The sequence below is a fragment of the Streptomyces sp. NPDC027672 genome (assembly GCF_055566335.1).
Window position 1 is genome coordinate 105,483 of the sequence record NZ_JBVHSO010000004.1, and the last position, 16,836, is coordinate 122,318.

At 74.3% G+C, this 16,836-nt stretch carries 11 protein-coding genes and 1 pseudogene; 6 read left to right on the forward strand and 6 right to left on the reverse strand.

The annotated features are described in order from the left end of the window. The first annotated feature begins 1 nt into the window (after position 1). Positions 2–742, forward strand: coding sequence for a sirohydrochlorin chelatase (locus ACZ4SV_RS11725; protein ID WP_468003528.1), 741 nt, complete (start codon positions 2–4; stop codon positions 740–742). A gap of 870 nt (positions 743–1,612) precedes the next feature. On the opposite strand, the pseudogene mgt reads toward ACZ4SV_RS11725, so the two are convergent. After that, positions 1,613–2,870 (reverse strand): annotated as a pseudogene (gene mgt, locus ACZ4SV_RS11730) (macrolide-inactivating glycosyltransferase); the annotation flags it as partial. A 224-nt stretch (positions 2,871–3,094) separates the two neighbouring features. Here mgt and ACZ4SV_RS11735 point away from each other — a divergent pair. Then, positions 3,095–3,958, forward strand: coding sequence for a phosphotransferase enzyme family protein (locus ACZ4SV_RS11735; protein WP_468003530.1), 864 nt, complete (start codon positions 3,095–3,097; stop codon positions 3,956–3,958). A gap of 45 nt (positions 3,959–4,003) precedes the next feature. Here the strand turns inward: ACZ4SV_RS11735 and ACZ4SV_RS11740 are convergent, their stop codons facing one another. Together ACZ4SV_RS11740 and ACZ4SV_RS11745 are read right to left on the reverse strand one after the other, a co-directional pair. After that, the gene (locus ACZ4SV_RS11740; RefSeq protein WP_365871833.1) at positions 4,004–4,726 is read right to left on the reverse strand and encodes a 3'-5' exonuclease; all 723 of its coding nucleotides are present in this window, start codon (positions 4,724–4,726) and stop codon (positions 4,004–4,006) included. A 103-nt stretch (positions 4,727–4,829) separates the two neighbouring features. Beyond that, positions 4,830–6,068 (reverse strand): SAV2148 family HEPN domain-containing protein, encoded by a 1,239-nt coding sequence (locus ACZ4SV_RS11745; protein WP_365871831.1) that lies wholly within the window; start codon positions 6,066–6,068, stop codon positions 4,830–4,832. Between the two features lie 440 nt (positions 6,069–6,508). Here ACZ4SV_RS11745 and glgX point away from each other — a divergent pair, with 440 nt between their 5' ends. From glgX to ACZ4SV_RS11760, 3 genes are all read left to right on the forward strand, one after another. After that, entirely contained in the window at positions 6,509–8,623 is a 2,115-nt protein-coding gene (gene glgX / locus ACZ4SV_RS11750; RefSeq protein ID WP_468003533.1) for a glycogen debranching protein GlgX, read from the forward strand. A 248-nt stretch (positions 8,624–8,871) separates the two neighbouring features. Next, positions 8,872–11,238, forward strand: a complete 2,367-nt coding sequence (treY, locus tag ACZ4SV_RS11755; protein WP_468003535.1) for a malto-oligosyltrehalose synthase — start codon at positions 8,872–8,874, stop codon at positions 11,236–11,238. 324 nt (positions 11,239–11,562) lie between these two features. Continuing rightward, positions 11,563–12,813 (forward strand): M14 family zinc carboxypeptidase, encoded by a 1,251-nt coding sequence (locus tag ACZ4SV_RS11760; protein ID WP_468003537.1) that lies wholly within the window; start codon positions 11,563–11,565, stop codon positions 12,811–12,813. Between the two features lie 39 nt (positions 12,814–12,852). Here ACZ4SV_RS11760 and ACZ4SV_RS11765 read toward each other — a convergent pair whose 3' ends face one another. The 3 genes from ACZ4SV_RS11765 to ACZ4SV_RS11775 form a co-directional block, all read right to left on the reverse strand. Continuing rightward, a complete protein-coding gene (locus ACZ4SV_RS11765; RefSeq protein ID WP_468003539.1) occupies positions 12,853–13,266 on the reverse strand; it encodes an SSI family serine proteinase inhibitor in 414 nt (137 codons plus the stop codon). 143 nt (positions 13,267–13,409) lie between these two features. Continuing rightward, positions 13,410–14,201: a class I SAM-dependent methyltransferase gene (locus tag ACZ4SV_RS11770; protein ID WP_468003541.1), complete on the reverse strand. Its 792-nt coding sequence runs from the start codon at positions 14,199–14,201 to the stop codon at positions 13,410–13,412. A 160-nt stretch (positions 14,202–14,361) separates the two neighbouring features. Beyond that, positions 14,362–14,913 carry a DUF1707 and FHA domain-containing protein gene (locus tag ACZ4SV_RS11775; protein ID WP_365871819.1) on the reverse strand — a complete coding sequence of 184 codons (552 nt, stop codon included), beginning with the start codon at positions 14,911–14,913 and terminating at the stop codon, positions 14,362–14,364. A gap of 176 nt (positions 14,914–15,089) precedes the next feature. Between ACZ4SV_RS11775 and treZ the strand changes: the two genes are divergently transcribed. Further along, complete coding sequence (gene treZ / locus ACZ4SV_RS11780; protein WP_468003543.1) at positions 15,090–16,835, forward strand: malto-oligosyltrehalose trehalohydrolase; 1,746 nt, start codon at positions 15,090–15,092, stop codon at positions 16,833–16,835. Position 16,836: the final 1 nt, after the last annotated feature.

The following is a 16,836-nucleotide window of genomic DNA, read 5'->3' on the forward strand; positions in this document are numbered from 1 at the left end:
CGTGCGTACCGGGCCCGTTCTCCTCGTCATCGCCCACGGCAGCCGTGATCCGCGGCACGCCGCGACCGTGCACGCCCTCGTGGAGCGGGTCCGGTCGCTGCGGCCCGGCCTGCGCGTGGAGACGGGTTTCCTGGACTTCAACGTCCCGTCGGTGCACGGGGTGCTGGAGTCGCTGGCGGCGGAGGGCGTGCGGGACGTGGTCGCCCTGCCGCTGCTGCTGACCCGCGCGTTCCATGCCAAGGCCGACATCCCGGCCGTGCTGCGGGAGGCGCCGGCGCGGCTGCGGATCCGGCAGGCCGAGGTGCTCGGCCCGTCCCCGCTGCTGCTGTCCGCGCTGGAACGGCGGCTGTACGAGGCGGGGCTGACACCCGCCGACAAGTCCTCGACCGGGGTCGTGCTGGCCTCGGCGGGGTCCTCCGACCCGGAGGCGATCGCAGTGATCGCCGATATCGCGCGGGAGTGGTGGCACACCGGTTGGTGCGCCGTGCGGCCTGCGTTCGCCTCCGCTTCCCTTCCCCGCACCGAGGACGCGGTGCGGGAGCTGCGGCGGCTCGGCTGCGAGCGGGTCGCCGTGGCGCCGTACGTCCTGGCTCCCGGCTTCCTGCCGGACCGCATCGCGCGCGGCGCGGCCGGGGCGGACGTGCTGGCCGACGTCCTGGGCGCGGCGCCGGAGGTCGCCCGGCTGCTGCTGGAGCGGTACGACGCGGCCCGGCGGCCGGCCCTGGCGGTGCTCGGCGCCTGACCGCCGGACCGGCGGGACCTCTGGCGTTTCCCTAGGGGTGGGTGCTCGTGTCCTGTCCTCGCTTGCGGGCCGCCCTGGTGTGACAGTGGCGCCGAGAGGGCTGAAAATCGTCACCCGTCCGGGTGAGTGATGTCCGTTGACCGGCCTGTCGTCCGTGGTGCGGACGAGGGTGTCCGGCCGGTCGCCGGGGGGTACGGCCGGTGCGCGCGGTTTCGGCCGGGCCGGGGCGCATGGTGGCGCCCGGGTGCCGGTGCGCGGGGTGTCGCGGTGGTGTCGGTGTCGGCCTGCCCGCCACGCTCGTGCGCTCCCCTTCGGCCGTCCGTGCGCTGCACCCTGGGAACAGCGCGAGGGCTCGGCGCGTGGTGCGGTGAGCCGGACCAGCGCGGGGCGGGTGTGTGGTCAAGGCGGCCGCGGTCCGGCGTTCCCCTGTGACGTCGGACCGCGGCGACGTCTGGTTCTGCGTCCGCCGGGGCCGCCGTGTCACAGCCGGGGGCGCCGACCGGGCGCCGAGGGTCGCTTTTCAGCCAACTCGCGCAGCAGGCGCAGGCGTTCGCTCCGTCACGGCCGCGCGCGGGCACGCGGACGCGGCCGTCGTTCCCCGGAGGGGCCGGCGCGAGGGCCGCGCGCCCGCGTCGGGACGGGCCGCACGCGGCTTCCGCCGATGAGCGCGGGCCGGATCGGTCTCGGCACGCACCCGCGACTCGCCCCACGAGTGCCGCCGTCACAGGGCCGGTCTCCGCTGGTCGGAACGGGCGGGGGCGGCGGGCACACCGGCAAGGCGCCGCCGCCGGCCGTGCCCGGGGCCCGCCGTCCGCCGCGCCCGCGAGGGGGCCATCCGCCGCGCCCGCGGGCGCCGTCCGCCGGCGCGCGCTACGGCCGTCCGCGGACCGGCAGTTCGGCCTCGATGAGGTCGGCCGCCCGCCGGGTGCCGCCCTCCTGGGCCATCTCCGCCTGGATCTCTTTGAGCCGGTGCGCGACCCGGGCGTCGTCCACCAGGGCGAGGGCGGCCGCGCGGAGCCGGTCGGCGGTGGCCTCCTCGGTGGACAGCTTCCGGGCCACCCCGAGGCCCTGGAGCACGTCGGCGTTGCCGAACTGGTCGGCGGCCTGCGGTACGGCGATCATCGGTGTCGCGGTGGCCAGCCCCTCCTGGCTGCCGCCGGCGCCCGCGTGGGTGACGAACAGGTCGGCCTGGCGCAGGATCGCCAGTTGCGGCACCCAGTCACGCACCTCCACGCTGTCCGGCACCTCGCCCAGCTCGGCCCGGGTGACGTGCCGGCCCACCTGGAGGACGACGTGCCAGCCGGGCAGGTCGCCGAAGGCGCGCACGCACTCCCGGTAGAAGCCGGGCTGCTTGGTGAAGGCCGAGCCCAGCGACACCAGCACGACCTTGTCCGCGCCGGCGGGCCGCTGCCAGTCGCCCTGGTCGGCGCGGTCGCCCTGGCAGGCGCCGACGAAGGTGTACACGCGTTCGTCCACCCGGTCGGCGTGCGGCTGGAGCGCCTTGGGGATGAGCACCAGGGAGCGTGCCGGGCGGCCGGTGAACGGGTCCGGGTGCTGAGTGATGCCGTTCTCCGTCAGCCACGCCTGGAACCGGGCGTAGTACGCCTGTCCGCGCTCGGTCTGCCGCGGCTCCCGCCACATCGGCTCGGCGACCTCCTCCTCGTAGCCCTCCCAGGCGACGAGGTTCGGGGAGAGGGAGACCGCCGGGACGCCCCAGCGGTGGGCGAGGACGCGGGCCGGATAGGAGGCGATGTCGTGCAGGACGAGGTCGGGTGTGTCGCCGGCGTAGGCCGCGACGAGCTGGGGCAGCGCCTGGATCGCGTCGTCCAGGAACGGTTCGACGTTGTCCAGCAGGGTGGTGCCCCATGCGGAGGGGTCGGCGTCGGGGCCGGGCAGGGTGGAGGTGTAGGGCACGGGGCGGGCACCGGTGGCGGCCACCTTGTCGGCGAAGGCCGGCGGGATGGCGTAGGTGACCCGGTGACCCCGGGCGACGAGTTCCCGGATCACCTCCAGGCTCGGGTTCACGTGGCCGTGGGCGGCGATGGAGAACATGGCGATGTGGGCGGGTGCGGTTTCCGGGGTCATGGCGTCGACAGTATGCGAGACGATACGTCTCGTCTAATTCTTTTCCGTGGCCGCGGTACGTCCGGAGCGGGAGGCTCCTTCAAGGTCCGGGCGCGCCGGTGGGCCGCCCCGGTCTGCGGGTTCGTGGCCGTGAAGGCCCGCTCTCCCGTCGGGGGACCACGCGCGGTGGGCGGCCGGTGCGGATGCGAGACTGGCCGGGCGCCGCCCGCGCCCCGCGGCCGCGGCGGGCCCAGGGACGGCACGGGAAGACGGCACGGAGGCAGGACGATGGACGAGGCACGCGCGCGGGACGTACTGGCCGCGGCGAAGGTGCTGCCGGGCCCGGCCCGGGAGGCGCGGCTCCTGGCCCTGGGCGAGAACGCGGTGTTCGCCGCCGGCGGCCTGGTGGCCAAGGTCGGCCGGGACGCCGAGCTGCTGCCGCGGGCCGCACGGGAACTCGCCGTCGCCGCCTGGCTGGCCGGCGCGGACGTGCCGGCGGTGCGGGCGGCCGAGCCCGAGCCGCTGCTCGTGGACGGCCACCCGGTGACCGTGTGGCACCGGCTGCCGGACGCCGTACGGCCCGCCGAGCCGCGGGACCTGGCCGCGCTGCTGCGGCTCGTGCACGCCCTGGACTCCCCCGCGTTCGCGCTGCCGGCCCGCGATCTGCTGGGCGGCGTGGAGCGCTGGCTGCGGCTCGCGGGCGACGCCGTCGACCCGGAGGACGCGGCCTATCTGCGGGAGCGCCGCGACGGTTTCGCGGCCCGCGCGGCGGCGCTGACGCCGCGTCTGGCGCCGGGGCCGATCCACGGTGACGCGCTGCTGCGCAATGTGCACATCGGGCCGGACGGGCCGGTCCTGACCGATCTGGAGACCTTCTCCGCCGATCTGCGCGAGCACGACTTGGTGGTGATGGCCCTGTCCCGGGACCGGTACGGGCTGCCCGCCGAGGCGTACGACTCCTTCACCGGCGCCTACGGCTGGGACGTGCGGGAGTGGGACGGCTGCGCGGCGCTGCGCGGCGCCCGGGAGACGGCGAGCTGTGCGTGGGTGGCCCAGCACGCGCCGTCCAACCCCGGGGCGCTGGCCGAGTTCCGGCGGCGGGTGGCGTCGCTGCGGGACGGGGACGAGACGGTCCGGTGGTACCCGTTCTGAGGCGCCCGGCGCCTCAGGGGCCGGCGCACCGGGCCGGACGGGCCCTCAGACCCGCTCGTCCGCCGTCTTCCTGAGCGGCCAGGCCCCGTCCACCACGGCTGTCGGATCGCCCTTGCGGCGCAGGAACGCCTGGAAGTCCGCCGCCCACTGCGCGTACCACTCGATCTGGTGGCGGTGCAGTTCCGCCGGGCCCAGCGACGCGATCTTCGGGTGCCGGCCGGCTATCGCGGAGGCCAACCGGGCCGCGGCGAGGGCGTCGGCGGTGGCGTCGTGCGCCGCGCCGAGGACGATGCCGTACTCGGCGCACACCGCTTCCAGGTTCCGCTTGCCGCGGCGGTAGCGGTCGACCCAGCGGTCGATGGTGTACGGGTCGACGACCGGCGCCGGGTCGGCGCCGCCCAGCCGGTCGGTCAGCGACGGCAGGCCGTGCCGGCGCAGTTCGGCCGCGAGCAGGGTGAGGTCGAAGGCCGCGTTGTAGGCCACGACCGGGACGCCCGTCCGCCAGTACCCCGTCAGGACGTCCGCGATGGCGTCGGCCACCTGGTCGGCCGGGCGGCCCTCGGCCGTCGCGCGTTCGGTGCTGATGCCGTGCACGGCGACCGCGTCGGCCGGGATCTCCACGCCCGGATCGGCCAGCCATTCCCGGCGCCCCACAGGCTCGCCGGCTCTGACCTCGATGACGGCGCCCGTGACGATGCGTGCCTCGCGCGGATCGGTCCCGGTCGTCTCCAGGTCGAAGCCGATCAGCAGCTCCCGGTGCCAGCCCATCGGCGGCCCCCCTTCTTGGTGGTGCGTTCCCCCAGTGGCCTCCACCCTCGCACGGGGCACTGACAATCCACCGCCGGCCGCCGTCACACGGGGTCCCGAAGGGTCAGGACACCGGGCGCGAATCCGCCCAGGTCAGCTCGAACTCCTCACGGTATGTCGGGAAGAGACCCGCTTCGCCCGCATCGTCCGGCTTCACCAGCCGGCTGCCGTTGCGCAGCACGAGGACCGGCGACTCCATCCCGCGCGCCCCGCGCAGATAGGACTGCACCACGGCGATGCCGTCGGCGCCGTCGCCGTCCACCAGGTAGGCGGTGAAGCGGGGCGTCTCGTCGTACACCTGGATCTCGAACGCGCCCGGGTCGCGCAGCCGGGACCGCACCCGGCGCATGTGCAGGATGCTCATCTCCACCGAGCGGCTCAGTTCGCCCCGTTTCATCCCCAGTTCCCGCTCGCGGCGCTTGACCGCGCTGGAGGCCGGGTTGAGGAAGAGCAGCCGCACCCGGCAGCCGGTCTCGGCGAGCCGGACCAGGCGGCGCCCGGAGAAGTTCTGCACCAGCAGGTTCAGGCCGATGCCGATGGCGTCGAGCCGGCGGGCGCCGCCGAAGATGTCCTCGGCGGGGAACCGGCGCAGCAGCCGCACCCGGTCGGAGTGGACGGCGACGACGTCGGCGTACCGGTCGCCCACCAGGTCCTCGACCGCGTCGACGGGCAGCCGGCGGGCCGAGGGCACGTCCCCGCCCGCGCCGAGCATCTCCAGCAGCCGGGCGGAGGCCCGCTCGGCCTGGCCGAGCACCGCCTCGGACAGGGCCCGGTTGCGGGAGACGACGTTGCGGGTCACCTCCAGCTCGTCGAGCGCGAGTTCGAGGTCCCGGCGCTCGTCGAAGTACGGTTCGAAGCACGGCCAGTGCTGCACCACCAGCTCGCGCAGTTGCGGCAGCGTGAGGAAGCTGAGCACGTTGTCGTCGGCCGGGTCGAGCAGGTAGCCCTTGCGGCGGCTGACCTCGCGCACGGCGACCGCGCGCTGCACCCACTCCTGTCCGGCCGGGCCGGCCGCGGCCACCACCCACTCGTCGCCGTGGACGGGTTCGTAGACGGGCCGCAGCACGGCGGCCACGACCGCGCGCAGCCGCTGTTCGACGAGGTTCAGCCAGATGTAGGCCCGGCCGGCCCGCTGGGCGCGGGTGCGCACCTCGCGCCAGGCGTCGGCGTCCCAGTCCAGCTCCGGTCCGATGGACCCCGCGTCCATCGGCCGGGCCAGGGACACCGCGCCGGGCGGGATGTCTGTGGAGTTCCCCTCGTGACCCTCGTCACCAGGAGGCAGCTCCAGCCCTCCCGAGCCCACCCGTGCACCGCCTTCCGCCCCCCGGGCCTTTCCCGTCTCAACGATCAAGGAAGGGTACTCCGCCGACGGTCGGCGGTGCAGCCGGATGGACAGGTCGGTTACCCGTCTTTGCCCCTCAACTACGCGGTGCCCGGTGCCCGTTCCGCCATGCCCGTTCCCGGGGAGTGAGCGAATTCATCACCGTGACGTCGCGGCCGGGCCCCTCGGCGCCCGGCCCGGACGGCGGCGGACGCTCCCGCGCCCGTCCGTACCCCGCTCCCCCTGCCCCGGGGAGTACGTTTTCGGCCCTGCTGGTTCCGCGTGTGAGGGGTACCAGAAACGCCGTGCGCACGGGTCGACGGGTGAGAGGCGGGTGAGCCGAAAGAGGTTGCCTCACTTTCGGACAACACTCGGGGCCGGTGCGGCCCCGGCCGGACGGCACACCTGGGAGAGTCGTATTCATGCAGGTCTGGCCTGGAGAGGCGTATCCGCTCGGTGCCACCTATGACGGCGCCGGAACCAACTTCGCGGTCTTCACGGAGGCCGCTGACCGAGTAGAGCTGTGTCTGCTGCACGACGACGGCTCGGAGACGGCGGTGGAACTGCGCGAGAGCGACGCGTTCGTGCGGCACGCGTACGTGCCGGGGGTGATGCCGGGACAGCGCTACGGGTTCCGGGTGCACGGCCCGTACGACCCCGGGCGCGGGCTGCGCTGCAACTCGGCGAAGCTGCTGCTCGACCCGTACGCGAAGGCGATCAGCGGGTCGATCCGCTGGGGCGAGGAGGTCTACGGCTACCACTTCGACGCTCCGGAGCGGCGCAACGACCTGGACTCGGCGCCGCACACCATGACGTCGGTGGTGATCAACCCGTACTTCGACTGGGGCGACGACCGCCCGCCGCGCACCGAGTACCACCACACGGTGATCTACGAGGCGCACGTCAAGGGGCTGACCATGCGTCACCCCGGACTCCCCGAGGAGCTGCGCGGCACCTACGCGGGGCTCGCCCACCCGGCGATCATCGACCATCTGACCAAGCTGGGCGTGACGGCGCTGGAGCTGATGCCGGTGCACCAGTTCGTGCACGACCACCGGCTGTCCGACCTGGGCCTGAACAACTACTGGGGCTACAACACCATCGGCTTCTTCGCCCCGCACAACGCGTACGCCTCCTGGGGCGACCGCGGCCAGCAGGTGCTGGAGTTCAAGTCGGCGGTCCGGGCGCTGCACGAGGCCGGGATCGAGGTCATCCTCGACGTGGTCTATAACCACACCGCGGAGGGCAACCACCTGGGCCCGACGCTCTCCTTCAAGGGCATCGACAACCCGTCGTACTACCGGCTCGCCAAGGACCCGCGCTACTACACGGACACCACGGGCACCGGAAACTCGCTGCTGATGCGGTCCCCGCACGTCCTCCAGCTCATCATGGACTCGCTGCGGTACTGGGTGACCGAGATGCACGTCGACGGCTTCCGCTTCGACCTCGCGGCCACCCTGGCCCGGCAGTTCCACGAGGTGGACCGGCTGTCGTCGTTCTTCGACCTGGTGCAGCAGGACCCGGTGGTCTCCCAGGTGAAGCTGATCGCCGAGCCGTGGGACGTGGGCGAGGGCGGCTACCAGGTGGGCAACTTCCCGCCGCTGTGGACCGAGTGGAACGGCAAGTACCGGGACACGGTCCGGGACCTGTGGCGGGGCGAGCCGCGCACGCTCGCCGAGTTCGCCTCCCGGCTGACCGGCTCCTCCGACCTCTACCAGGACGACGGCCGGCGCCCGCTGGCCTCCATCAACTTCGTCACCTGCCACGACGGTTTCACGCTGCGCGACCTCGTGTCGTACAACGACAAGCACAACGAGGCCAACGGCGAGGACAACCGCGACGGCGAGAGCCACAACCGGTCCTGGAACTGCGGGGCCGAAGGCGACACCGACGATCCGGAGGTGCTGCGGCTGCGCGCCCGGCAGATGCGCAACCTCGTCGCCACGCTGATGCTGTCCCAGGGCGTGCCGATGATCAGCCACGGCGACGAGTTCGCCCGCACCCAGCGCGGCAACAACAACGCCTACTGCCAGGACAGCGAGATCTCCTGGGTGGACTGGCCGGAGTCCCTGGAGAGCGATCTGCTGCGGTTCACCCGCGCGATGGTGTGGCTGCGCCGGGACCATCCCGTCCTGCGCCGGCGCCGCTTCTTCCACGGCCGGACGGTGGAGGGCACCCAGGACGAGCTGTCCGACCTCACCTGGTTCACCCCGCAGGGCGCCGAGATGACCCAGCCGGACTGGAACGCGGCGCAGGCGTCCGCGCTGACGGTGTTCCTGAACGGCGACGCCATCTCCGAGCCCGGCCCGCGCGGGGAGCGCGTCACCGACGACTCCTTCCTGCTGATGTTCAACGCCTCGCCGGAGCCACTGGAGTTCCTGGTGCCGGCCGGCCACGGCCGGCAGTGGGAGGTGGTGGTGGACACCGCCCGCCCGGACGGGGCACCGCCCGGGACGGGCGAGAAGGTCGCGGCCGGCGACCGCCTCACCCTGGAGGACCACAGCCTGACGGTGCTGCGCCGGCCGTCGGAGTGAGGAGCGCGGCACACCGGCGGCGCCGTACGCCGGGCACGCGTGCGCGGGGGCGCGTGCCGCGCGCCTTCGGCGTACGCCGTGCCCTCCGCGTACGCCGTCGGGCGTACGGGCGCGGCGGGGCCGCAGGGCCTCCGCCGCCGCGCTGATCACCCGGATGGCGGAAGCCGTCCCGCCGTCCCCGACACGCCCGCGGGATCCGGGGGCCCGTCGGTGACACGAAACGCGGCGAGCGGGGTACGTAGGTTCCCATGACTTCTGCGCGACCCGGGCCGGGGGTGCCCACGGCCACCTACCGGCTGCAGCTCCAGCCCGCGTTCCCGTTCGCCGCCGCCGAAGCGGCCGTACCCTACCTGGCGTCGCTCGGCGTCTCCCATCTGCACCTGTCCCCGGTCCTGGAGGCCGTCCCGGGCTCCACGCACGGCTACGACGTCGTGGACCACTCGCGCGTGCGCGAGGAGCTGGGCGGCGAGGCGGGCCTGCGCGCGCTGGCCCGCACCGCGCGGGAGCACGGGCTCGGCCTGGTGGCGGACATCGTGCCGAACCACATGGCGCTGGCGCCCCGGCACAACCGCGCCCTGTGGGAGGTGCTGCGCGACGGCCCCGAGTCGCCGTACGCGCGCTGGTTCGACATCGACTGGGAGGCGCAGGGCGGCCGGCTGCTGCTGCCGGTGCTCGGCGGCCCGGTCGGCTCGCAACTGGCGCACCTGGTGGCCGACGGCGACGTGCTGCGCTACCACGACCACGTCTTCCCGCTCCGTCCGGGCACCGCGCACCTGCCGCTGCCGGAGCTGCTGGACGCCCAGTGGTACCGGCCCGTGTGGTGGCGGCTGGCCCGCACCGAGCTGAACTACCGGCGGTTCTTCAGCGTCTCGGAGCTGATCGGGCTGCGGGTGGAGGACCCGGAGGTGTTCGACGCCACCCACGCCACGATCCTGCGGCTGCTCGCGGACGGCGTGTTCGACGGGCTGCGGATCGACCACCCCGACGGGCTCGCCGACCCGGACGGCTACCTCGCGCGGCTGCACGAGGCGACCGGCGGGCGCTGGACGGTCGTGGAGAAGATCCTCGCCGAGGACGAGCACCTGCCGCCCTCCTGGCCCGTGGCGGGCACCACGGGCTACGACGCGCTGCGCCACATCGACGGCCTGTTCACGGACCGCACCGGGGCGTACGAGCTGCTCGGCCGCTACCGGGCCTTCGCGGCGCCGCAGACGGACCGGGGCGGCAACTGGGAGGCCACGGTCCGGCGGGCCGCGTACAAGGTCCTCACGCACGAGCTGGCCGCGGAGACCGACCGGCTCACCCGGGTGGCCGCCCGGCTGTGCGCCGTCTCGCCCGACCTGTCGCTGCGCGACCGCGCTCCCTGGGCACTGCGCACGGCCGTGGAGGAACTGCTCGTCCGGATGCGGGTCTACCGGCCGTACGCCTCCGGTGACGCCGCCGCCGTGATCACCGAGGAGGCCGCAGCGGAGGCCCGGCTGGCGTTCGTGGTGCCTCAGGAGGCCGAGGCCGTCGGCATCGTGCGCCGGCTGCTGGTGGAGCCGCCCGACCCGTCGGCGCCGGACCACGCCGACCGGGTGGAGTTCCGCACCCGGTTCGCGCAGACCGCGTCCGCGCTGCGCGCCAAGTCGGTGGAGGACACCGCCTTCTACCGCTACGTGCCGCTGCTGTCGGCGACCGAGGTGGGCGGTGACCCGGGCAGCCCCGGGACGTACCCGGAGGACTTCCACACGTACTGCGCGCGCGTGCAGCGCGACTGGCCGCTCACCGGCACCGTCGTCACCACGCACGACACCAAGCGCAGCGCGGACGTGCGCGCCGCGCTGGCCGTGCTCACCGAGTGCCCGGACCGCTGGGTCCGGCTGCTCGCCGAGGTGAGCGGGGCCGAGGGGGGCGCGCCGGACGGGCAGCTCGCCTGGGCGGCCTGGCAGACGGTGTTCGGACTGGGCCCGGCGGAGGAGGACCGGGTACGGCAGGCGCTGCTGAAGCACGTGCGCGAGGCGGGCATGTACACGAGCTGGACCGAGCAGGAGCCGCCGTACGAGGAGGCGGTGGCGGCCTTCGTCGCCGCCGGTCCGTGCGGGCCGCCCGGCGAGCGGGTGACCGCCTTCCGCAAGGCGCTGGAGCCTCAGGTGCGGGCCAACGTCCTGGGCACCGCGCTGGTCCACCTGACGATGCCGGGCGTACCGGACGTGTACCAGGGCGCGGAGGGCGAGTTCCGGGCGCTGGTGGACCCGGACAACCGGCGGCCGGCGGCGTTCCCGCCCGAGGTGCCCGGCGAGAAGGACGCGCTGACGGCGGCGGCGCTGCGGCTGCGCGCCCGGCGCCCGGAGGCGTTCGGCGCGCGCGGGACGTACGAGCCGCTGACCGCCGAGGGCCCGGCCGCCGAGCACTGTGTGGCGTTCGCGCGCTCGGGCGAGGTGGTCACGGTGGTGACCCGGCTGTCGCTGCGGCTCGCGGAGGCGGGCGGCTGGCGGGAGACGCTGCTGCCGCTGCCGCCCGGCCGCTGGGCGGACGTGCTCGCACCGGGCCGGGAGTTCACCGGCCACGCGCGCGTGGCGGACCTGCTGGACGCGCTGCCGGTGGCCCTGCTGGAGCGGATCGCGGAGGACTGAGAGGAACTGGCGGGACGGCTTGAGGCGGGTCGCGGCGGGTCGCGGCGCGGAAAGAAGGCCGGGCTCGCGGGCCCGGACCCGCGTCGGCCTCCGGCGGGACGGAGCGCGTCGATCGCCGAGCGCACCGGTGCGCGCCGGAGGCGCGCTCACGCGCCGCCCGTCGCAGCCGTGGTCTGCCGCACCAGTGGTGCGCTCCCGGCCCGCGGGGACCCGGACGCCCGCGGGTCCCCGCTTCCGGGCGCCCCGGGGAGGCCCGCCGACTGCTTGACAGTTCACCCGCCGCGTGCGGGACTGGGAGGGCGAAACCGGGCGGACGAGTCGGGGGTGAGTCCACTGCCGGAGCCGCGCTATCCCAGTGTTCCCGAACTGGTCGCCCACGCCGCCGCGTTGGCGGCCCGGGAGCCCGGGCTGTGCGCGCTGCGCCAGGTGGGCGTCTCGCGCGCGGGAAGACCCCTGCACCTGCTGTCGGTGGGGCACGCCCGCCGTGCGGTGCTGGTCGTCGCCGGCGCCCACGCCAACGAGCCGACGGGCGGCTCCACGCTGCGGGTGCTCGCCGAACGCGTCTCGGGTGACCGGGAGTTGCGGGCGGGCACCTCCTGGCACTTCCTGCTGTGCGCGGACCCGGACGGCGCAAGCCTGCATGTGACGCCGGCGCCGCGCAGCCTGCTCGACTACCACCTCGGTTTCTACCGGCCGACGGGCGCGGAGCAGCCGGAGTGGTCGCCGTCGGTGCTGCCGCCGGACCGGCTGCCGCCCGAGACCCGGACGCTGACCGGGGTGATCGACGAGCTGCGGCCGTACCTCCAGGTGACGCTGCACGGCACCGATCTGGGCGGCAGCTGGGTGCAGTTGACCAAGGACGTGCCGGGTCTGGCCGAGCCGTTCGCCAAGTCCGCGGCGGAGCTGCGGATACCGGTGGAGACGGGTGCCTCGGACGCGGCGGGCTGGCCGGCCTCGGGTCCCGGGGTGCATGTGATGCCCGGCCCGGAGTCCGGCGCGGCCTATCCGAGCATGCCGGACGACGCCCGGCACAGCACCTGGTACCACGCGCACCGCTACGGCGGTCTGACGGCCGTGGTGGAGGTGCCGATGTGGGCCAGCGACCTGGTGGACGACCCGGCCCCGCATCCGGCGCCGGCGGCGGCGCTGCGGCAGCTCGCGGCCCGGCTGCTGCGGGACGCCCGGGAGGTGGAGCGGATCCTCGCCGAGTCGCTGCCCCGGCTGGAGGGCCTGGACGGGCCGCTGCTGCGGGCCGCCCAGTGGGCGCTGGAACTGATCCCGGGCCTGGCCGAGGACTGGACGCACACCGCCCCGGCGGGCTCCACGATGGCGTACGTCGGCAGTGTGGACGCCTTCGGGCGGCGGCTGCCGCTGCGGGCCGCGTCGATGCTGCTCCGGGTGTTGCGGGAGGCGGACGACCGGGCGGCGCCGCGTCTGGAACGGCTCGTGGCGGCCTGGTGCGACGCCTTCGCCCAGCGGTTCCGGGCCCGCTGGGTGCCGTTGGAGCACCAGGTGGAGCACCAGTCCCGGACGGTGCTGGTGGCGGCGCGGCAGGCGCGGGAGCGGGTGGCGTGAGCCGGGGCCGGCCCGCGCCACCCGGCCGGGGGCCGCGGGTCAGCCGTCGAGGGCGAAGACGTGCCGGGTGCGGGCCTTCAGGACGCAGGCGCTGGTGTAGGTCTCGCGGAAGTCGACCGCGTGGCCGTTCCACTGCCCGCGGGCCCGGGCGGTGACCGGGGCGTAGATCAGCGGGCAGAACACGTTCTGGGCCGGGATGCGGCCGATGTCGCCGCGGGCGGTGGTCAGTTCACGGCACGCGTCGGCCGCGTGGGCGTGTCCCCGGGGCGGGTCGCACAGCAGCAGCGCGCGCTGGGGAGCGCCGGTGCGGGGTTCGCCCTTGGCGACCGTCAGGTGGAGCCAGGTGCCCCGGAGGGCGTCGGGGGAGGCCGCCTGGGCGGGGCCCGTGGTGAGGAGGGTGGCGGCGGCCAGCAGGGCGCCGGCCGCCGCTGCCGCTCGGGTGAGGAGAGTCATGTCCGTTGCATCGGCACGGCGGCCGGTCTTCCGCAGCGCGGCTCACCCGATCGGGAGGATCCGCACCCGCGAGCGACCGTCCGTTCGAAGAGAACCGGCCGCGGGCCCGGCACTCCCCTTGGCCATGCGGTCCCACGGCCGGGTCAGCCTGGCTTGACCGCCAGCGTCGCGAAGTAGTTCGACATGTATGAAGCGGATGCGTTGGACTGGTGCGGCGCTTCCGCGAAGCCGGTGAGGACGAACCCCGCGGCGAGTTGCCCGCCGATCTGGTCGGTGAGGGTGTGGCTGTATTCGAGAGCGGCATCCGCGCCGAACTTCGTGGCGCGTTCCTCGGCGGAGTACTGCGTGACATCGCTGTAGGGCAGCTTGTGCACGACGATCATCTCGCCGCGCTCGTCGAGCGCCTCGTGGTCGAACAAGTACACATCGGGGTTGAGGAAGCCCGCGAGCAGAGTCCCGCCCGGTCGCAGGACGCGGAAGCACTCACGCCACACCGGTGCCAAGTCCGGTACGAACAGGTTGGAGACCGGATGGAACACGACGTCGAATGACGCGTCGCCGAAGGCGCTGAGGTCGCGCATGTCGCCCAGGACGGTGCGCAGTTCGAGTCCGTCGCGCGCCGCCACCATCCGGTCCTGGCCGAGCTGGCGGGGCGAGTTGTCGAACACGGTGACCCGTGCCCCTGCGGCGGCGAGGATCGGACCCTGCTGGCCACCGCCGGAGGCCAGGCACAACACGTCCTTGCCGGTCAGGTCCGTCGGCAGCCAGGAGCGGTCGACTGGCTCATGCCCGACGAGAACGACCGACCAGTCGCCCCTGCGGGCGCGCTCGACCACCTCGGCGCTCACCGGCCTCGACCACTCGCCGCCCTCTTGGACATACCTGTCCCAGGCCGCCCGATTGTGGGCCACGGGGTCGACAACAACGTCCTGCACGTTCAACTCCCTGCTACAGCCGGCAGACACCTGCGGTACTGACAGTCCGGTGCCGCCAGCCAACACGATGGCAGGGCGTGGGCTCAACGAAATTAGCGGGCACCCTGGGGACCAGGCCGGATCAAGGTCCGCAAGTCCGGTGTGGTCCGCACGAGAGGCCCTAGTGCAGTGCGAGCCGGAACGCCATTCTGCCGAAGGCGACCTGGTCGCCCTCGCGGACGACGACCGCGCCGGTCACCCGGCGGCCGTTGACGGTCGTGCCGTTGGTGGAGCCGAGGTCCCTGAGCACCCACAGGCCGCCCTGGCGGCGGAGTTCGGCGTGCACGCGGGAGACCGTGTCGTGGTTCAGGCGCAGCCCGTTGGCGGGGTCGCGGCCGATGCGCAGCGGATGGGTGTGCTCGGGATGCGGCAGCAGCAGCTTGGGCAGCCGCTCGGCCTGCCAGGCGCGGCGCAGCCGTACGGTGAACCCGGACACGGCCTCGACGGTGCCGAGGACCGCACGGGAGAAGCGATTCTCCTGGGGCAGGTCGGCGACGAGGACGGCGAGTTCGTCGGAGCGGCGCGCGGTGAGCGCCAGCTCCATGCGGCGCACGAACGTGTCGTGCGAGAGCCGGCCCATGGCGACGCCGTCGCGCAGCACCCGCAGCGCCTTGTCCCGTTCCTCGTCGGACAGTCGCGCGGGGTAGGTGGAGAACTCGAAGGACGACGTCACGCTGGTGATTGTCGGACAGCGGGGGGCGGGTGTCCAGAAAGGGGGAACCGGTGCGGGTGTAGGGGCACTTCCCGACGCCGGTCGGTGAAGGGCGGCGATTCGGGAACGGATTGATCGTCCCGGACGGCACGATGAGGTGCGGGACATCACGGTGAACAGACGAAGGGGAACCGTCCGTGCAGTTCGAGGTGTGGGCACCGCAGGCAGACCGAGTGACGCTCCATTGCGAGGGCGCCACGCACGCGTTGGCGCGCGATCCGGCGCGTGAGGGATGGTGGACGGGTGAGGCGGAGGCGGCGGACGGCGCGCGGTACGGGTTCGCGCTGGACGACGGCCCCGTGCTGCCCGACCCGCGCTCGCGCCGCCAGCCGGACGGCCCGGACGGGCTGAGCGCGGTCGTGGACCACGGCCGGCACGAGTGGCGCGCGCGCTGGTCCGGGCGCGGGCTTCCGGGTGCGGTGCTGTACGAGCTGCACGTGGGCACGTACACCCGCGAGGGCACCCTGGACGCCGCCGCGGAGCGGCTGGAGCACCTGGTGGACCTGGGCGTCACCCATGTGGAGCTGATGCCGCTGTGTCCGTTCCCGGGGCGGCACGGCTGGGGTTACGACGGCGTGTCGCTGTGGGCGGTGCACGAGCCGTACGGCGGGCCCGCCGCGCTGAAGCGCTTCGTGGACCGGGCGCACGGTCTCGGGCTGGGGGTCGTCCTGGACGTGGTCCACAACCACCTGGGCCCGTCCGGCAACCATCTGCCGCGGTTCGGGCCGTACTTCACGGACACGCACACCACTCCGTGGGGCTCGGCCGTGAACCTGGACGCGCCCGGGTCCGACGAGGTGCGCGCGTTCCTCCTCGGCAGCGCGCTGGCCTGGCTGCGGGACTACCGGCTCGACGGGCTCCGGCTGGACGCGGTGCACGCGCTGTACGACACGCGCGCGTGCCACTTCCTGGAGGAGCTGTCGGCGGCCGTGGACGCGCTGGCCGCCGAGGTGGACAGGCCGCTGTTCCTGATCGCCGAGTCGGACCTGAACAACCCGCGGTTCATCACCGCGCGCGCGGAGAACGGCCTCGGACTGCACGCGCAGTGGAACGACGACTTCCACCACGCCGTGCACACCACGCTGACCGGTGAGTCCCAGGGCTACTACGCCGACTTCGCGCGGGAGCCGTTCGCCGCGCTCGCCAAGACCCTCACCGGCGGCTACTTCCACGACGGCACGTACTCCTCCTTCCGGGGCCGCCGCCACGGCCGTCCGCTGGACCGCTCCCGGACGGCCGGGCACCGTCTGGTCGGCTACAGCCAGACCCACGACCAGATCGGCAACCGCGCCCAGGGCGACCGGCTCGCCGCGCGCCTCTCCCCCGGGCTGCTGGCCTGCGCGGCCACGCTGACGCTGACCGCGCCGTTCACGCCGATGCTGTTCATGGGCGAGGAGTGGGCGGCGGGCACGCCGTGGCAGTTCTTCACCGACCACCCCGACCCGGAGCTGGCGGAGGCGGTACGGCGGGGCAGGCGGCGGGAGTTCGCGGCGCACGGCTGGGCCGAGGAGGACGTGCCGGACCCGCAGGACCCGGCGACCCGGGAGCGGTCCTGCCTGGACTGGTCGGAGCCGGAACGCGAGCCGCACGCGCGCGTGCTGGCCTGGTACCGGCGGCTGATCGCGCTGCGCCACGCCGAGCCCGACCTCACCGACCCGGACCTCGCCGACACGAAGGTGGCCTACGACACGGAAGCCCGCTGGCTGGCCTTCCGGCGCGGGGACGTGCGGGTGGCGGTGAACCTCGGCGCGGGGACCGCGGCGATCCCGCTGGGCTCCGGCCGGGCGGAGGTGCTGGCGGCCTGGGAGCCGGTGGCGGCGCCGGGCCCGGACGGACTGCTCCAGGTGCCCGGGGAGTCGTGCGTGGTGCTCAGGCAGCTCTGAG

What these genes read in the sequence shown, in the direction of transcription:
- ACZ4SV_RS11735 (WP_468003530.1), top strand. Translation starts at nt 3,095, where the DNA reads ATGGACGAGGCACGCGCGCGGGACGTACTGGCCGCGGCGAAGGTGCTG.
- ACZ4SV_RS11740 (WP_365871833.1), bottom strand. Translation starts at nt 4,726, where the DNA reads ATGGGCTGGCACCGGGAGCTGCTGATCGGCTTCGACCTGGAGACGACC.
- glgX (WP_468003533.1), top strand. Translation starts at nt 6,509, where the DNA reads ATGCAGGTCTGGCCTGGAGAGGCGTATCCGCTCGGTGCCACCTATGAC.
- treY (WP_468003535.1), top strand. Translation starts at nt 8,872, where the DNA reads ATGACTTCTGCGCGACCCGGGCCGGGGGTGCCCACGGCCACCTACCGG.
- ACZ4SV_RS11765 (WP_468003539.1), bottom strand. Translation starts at nt 13,266, where the DNA reads ATGACTCTCCTCACCCGAGCGGCAGCGGCGGCCGGCGCCCTGCTGGCC.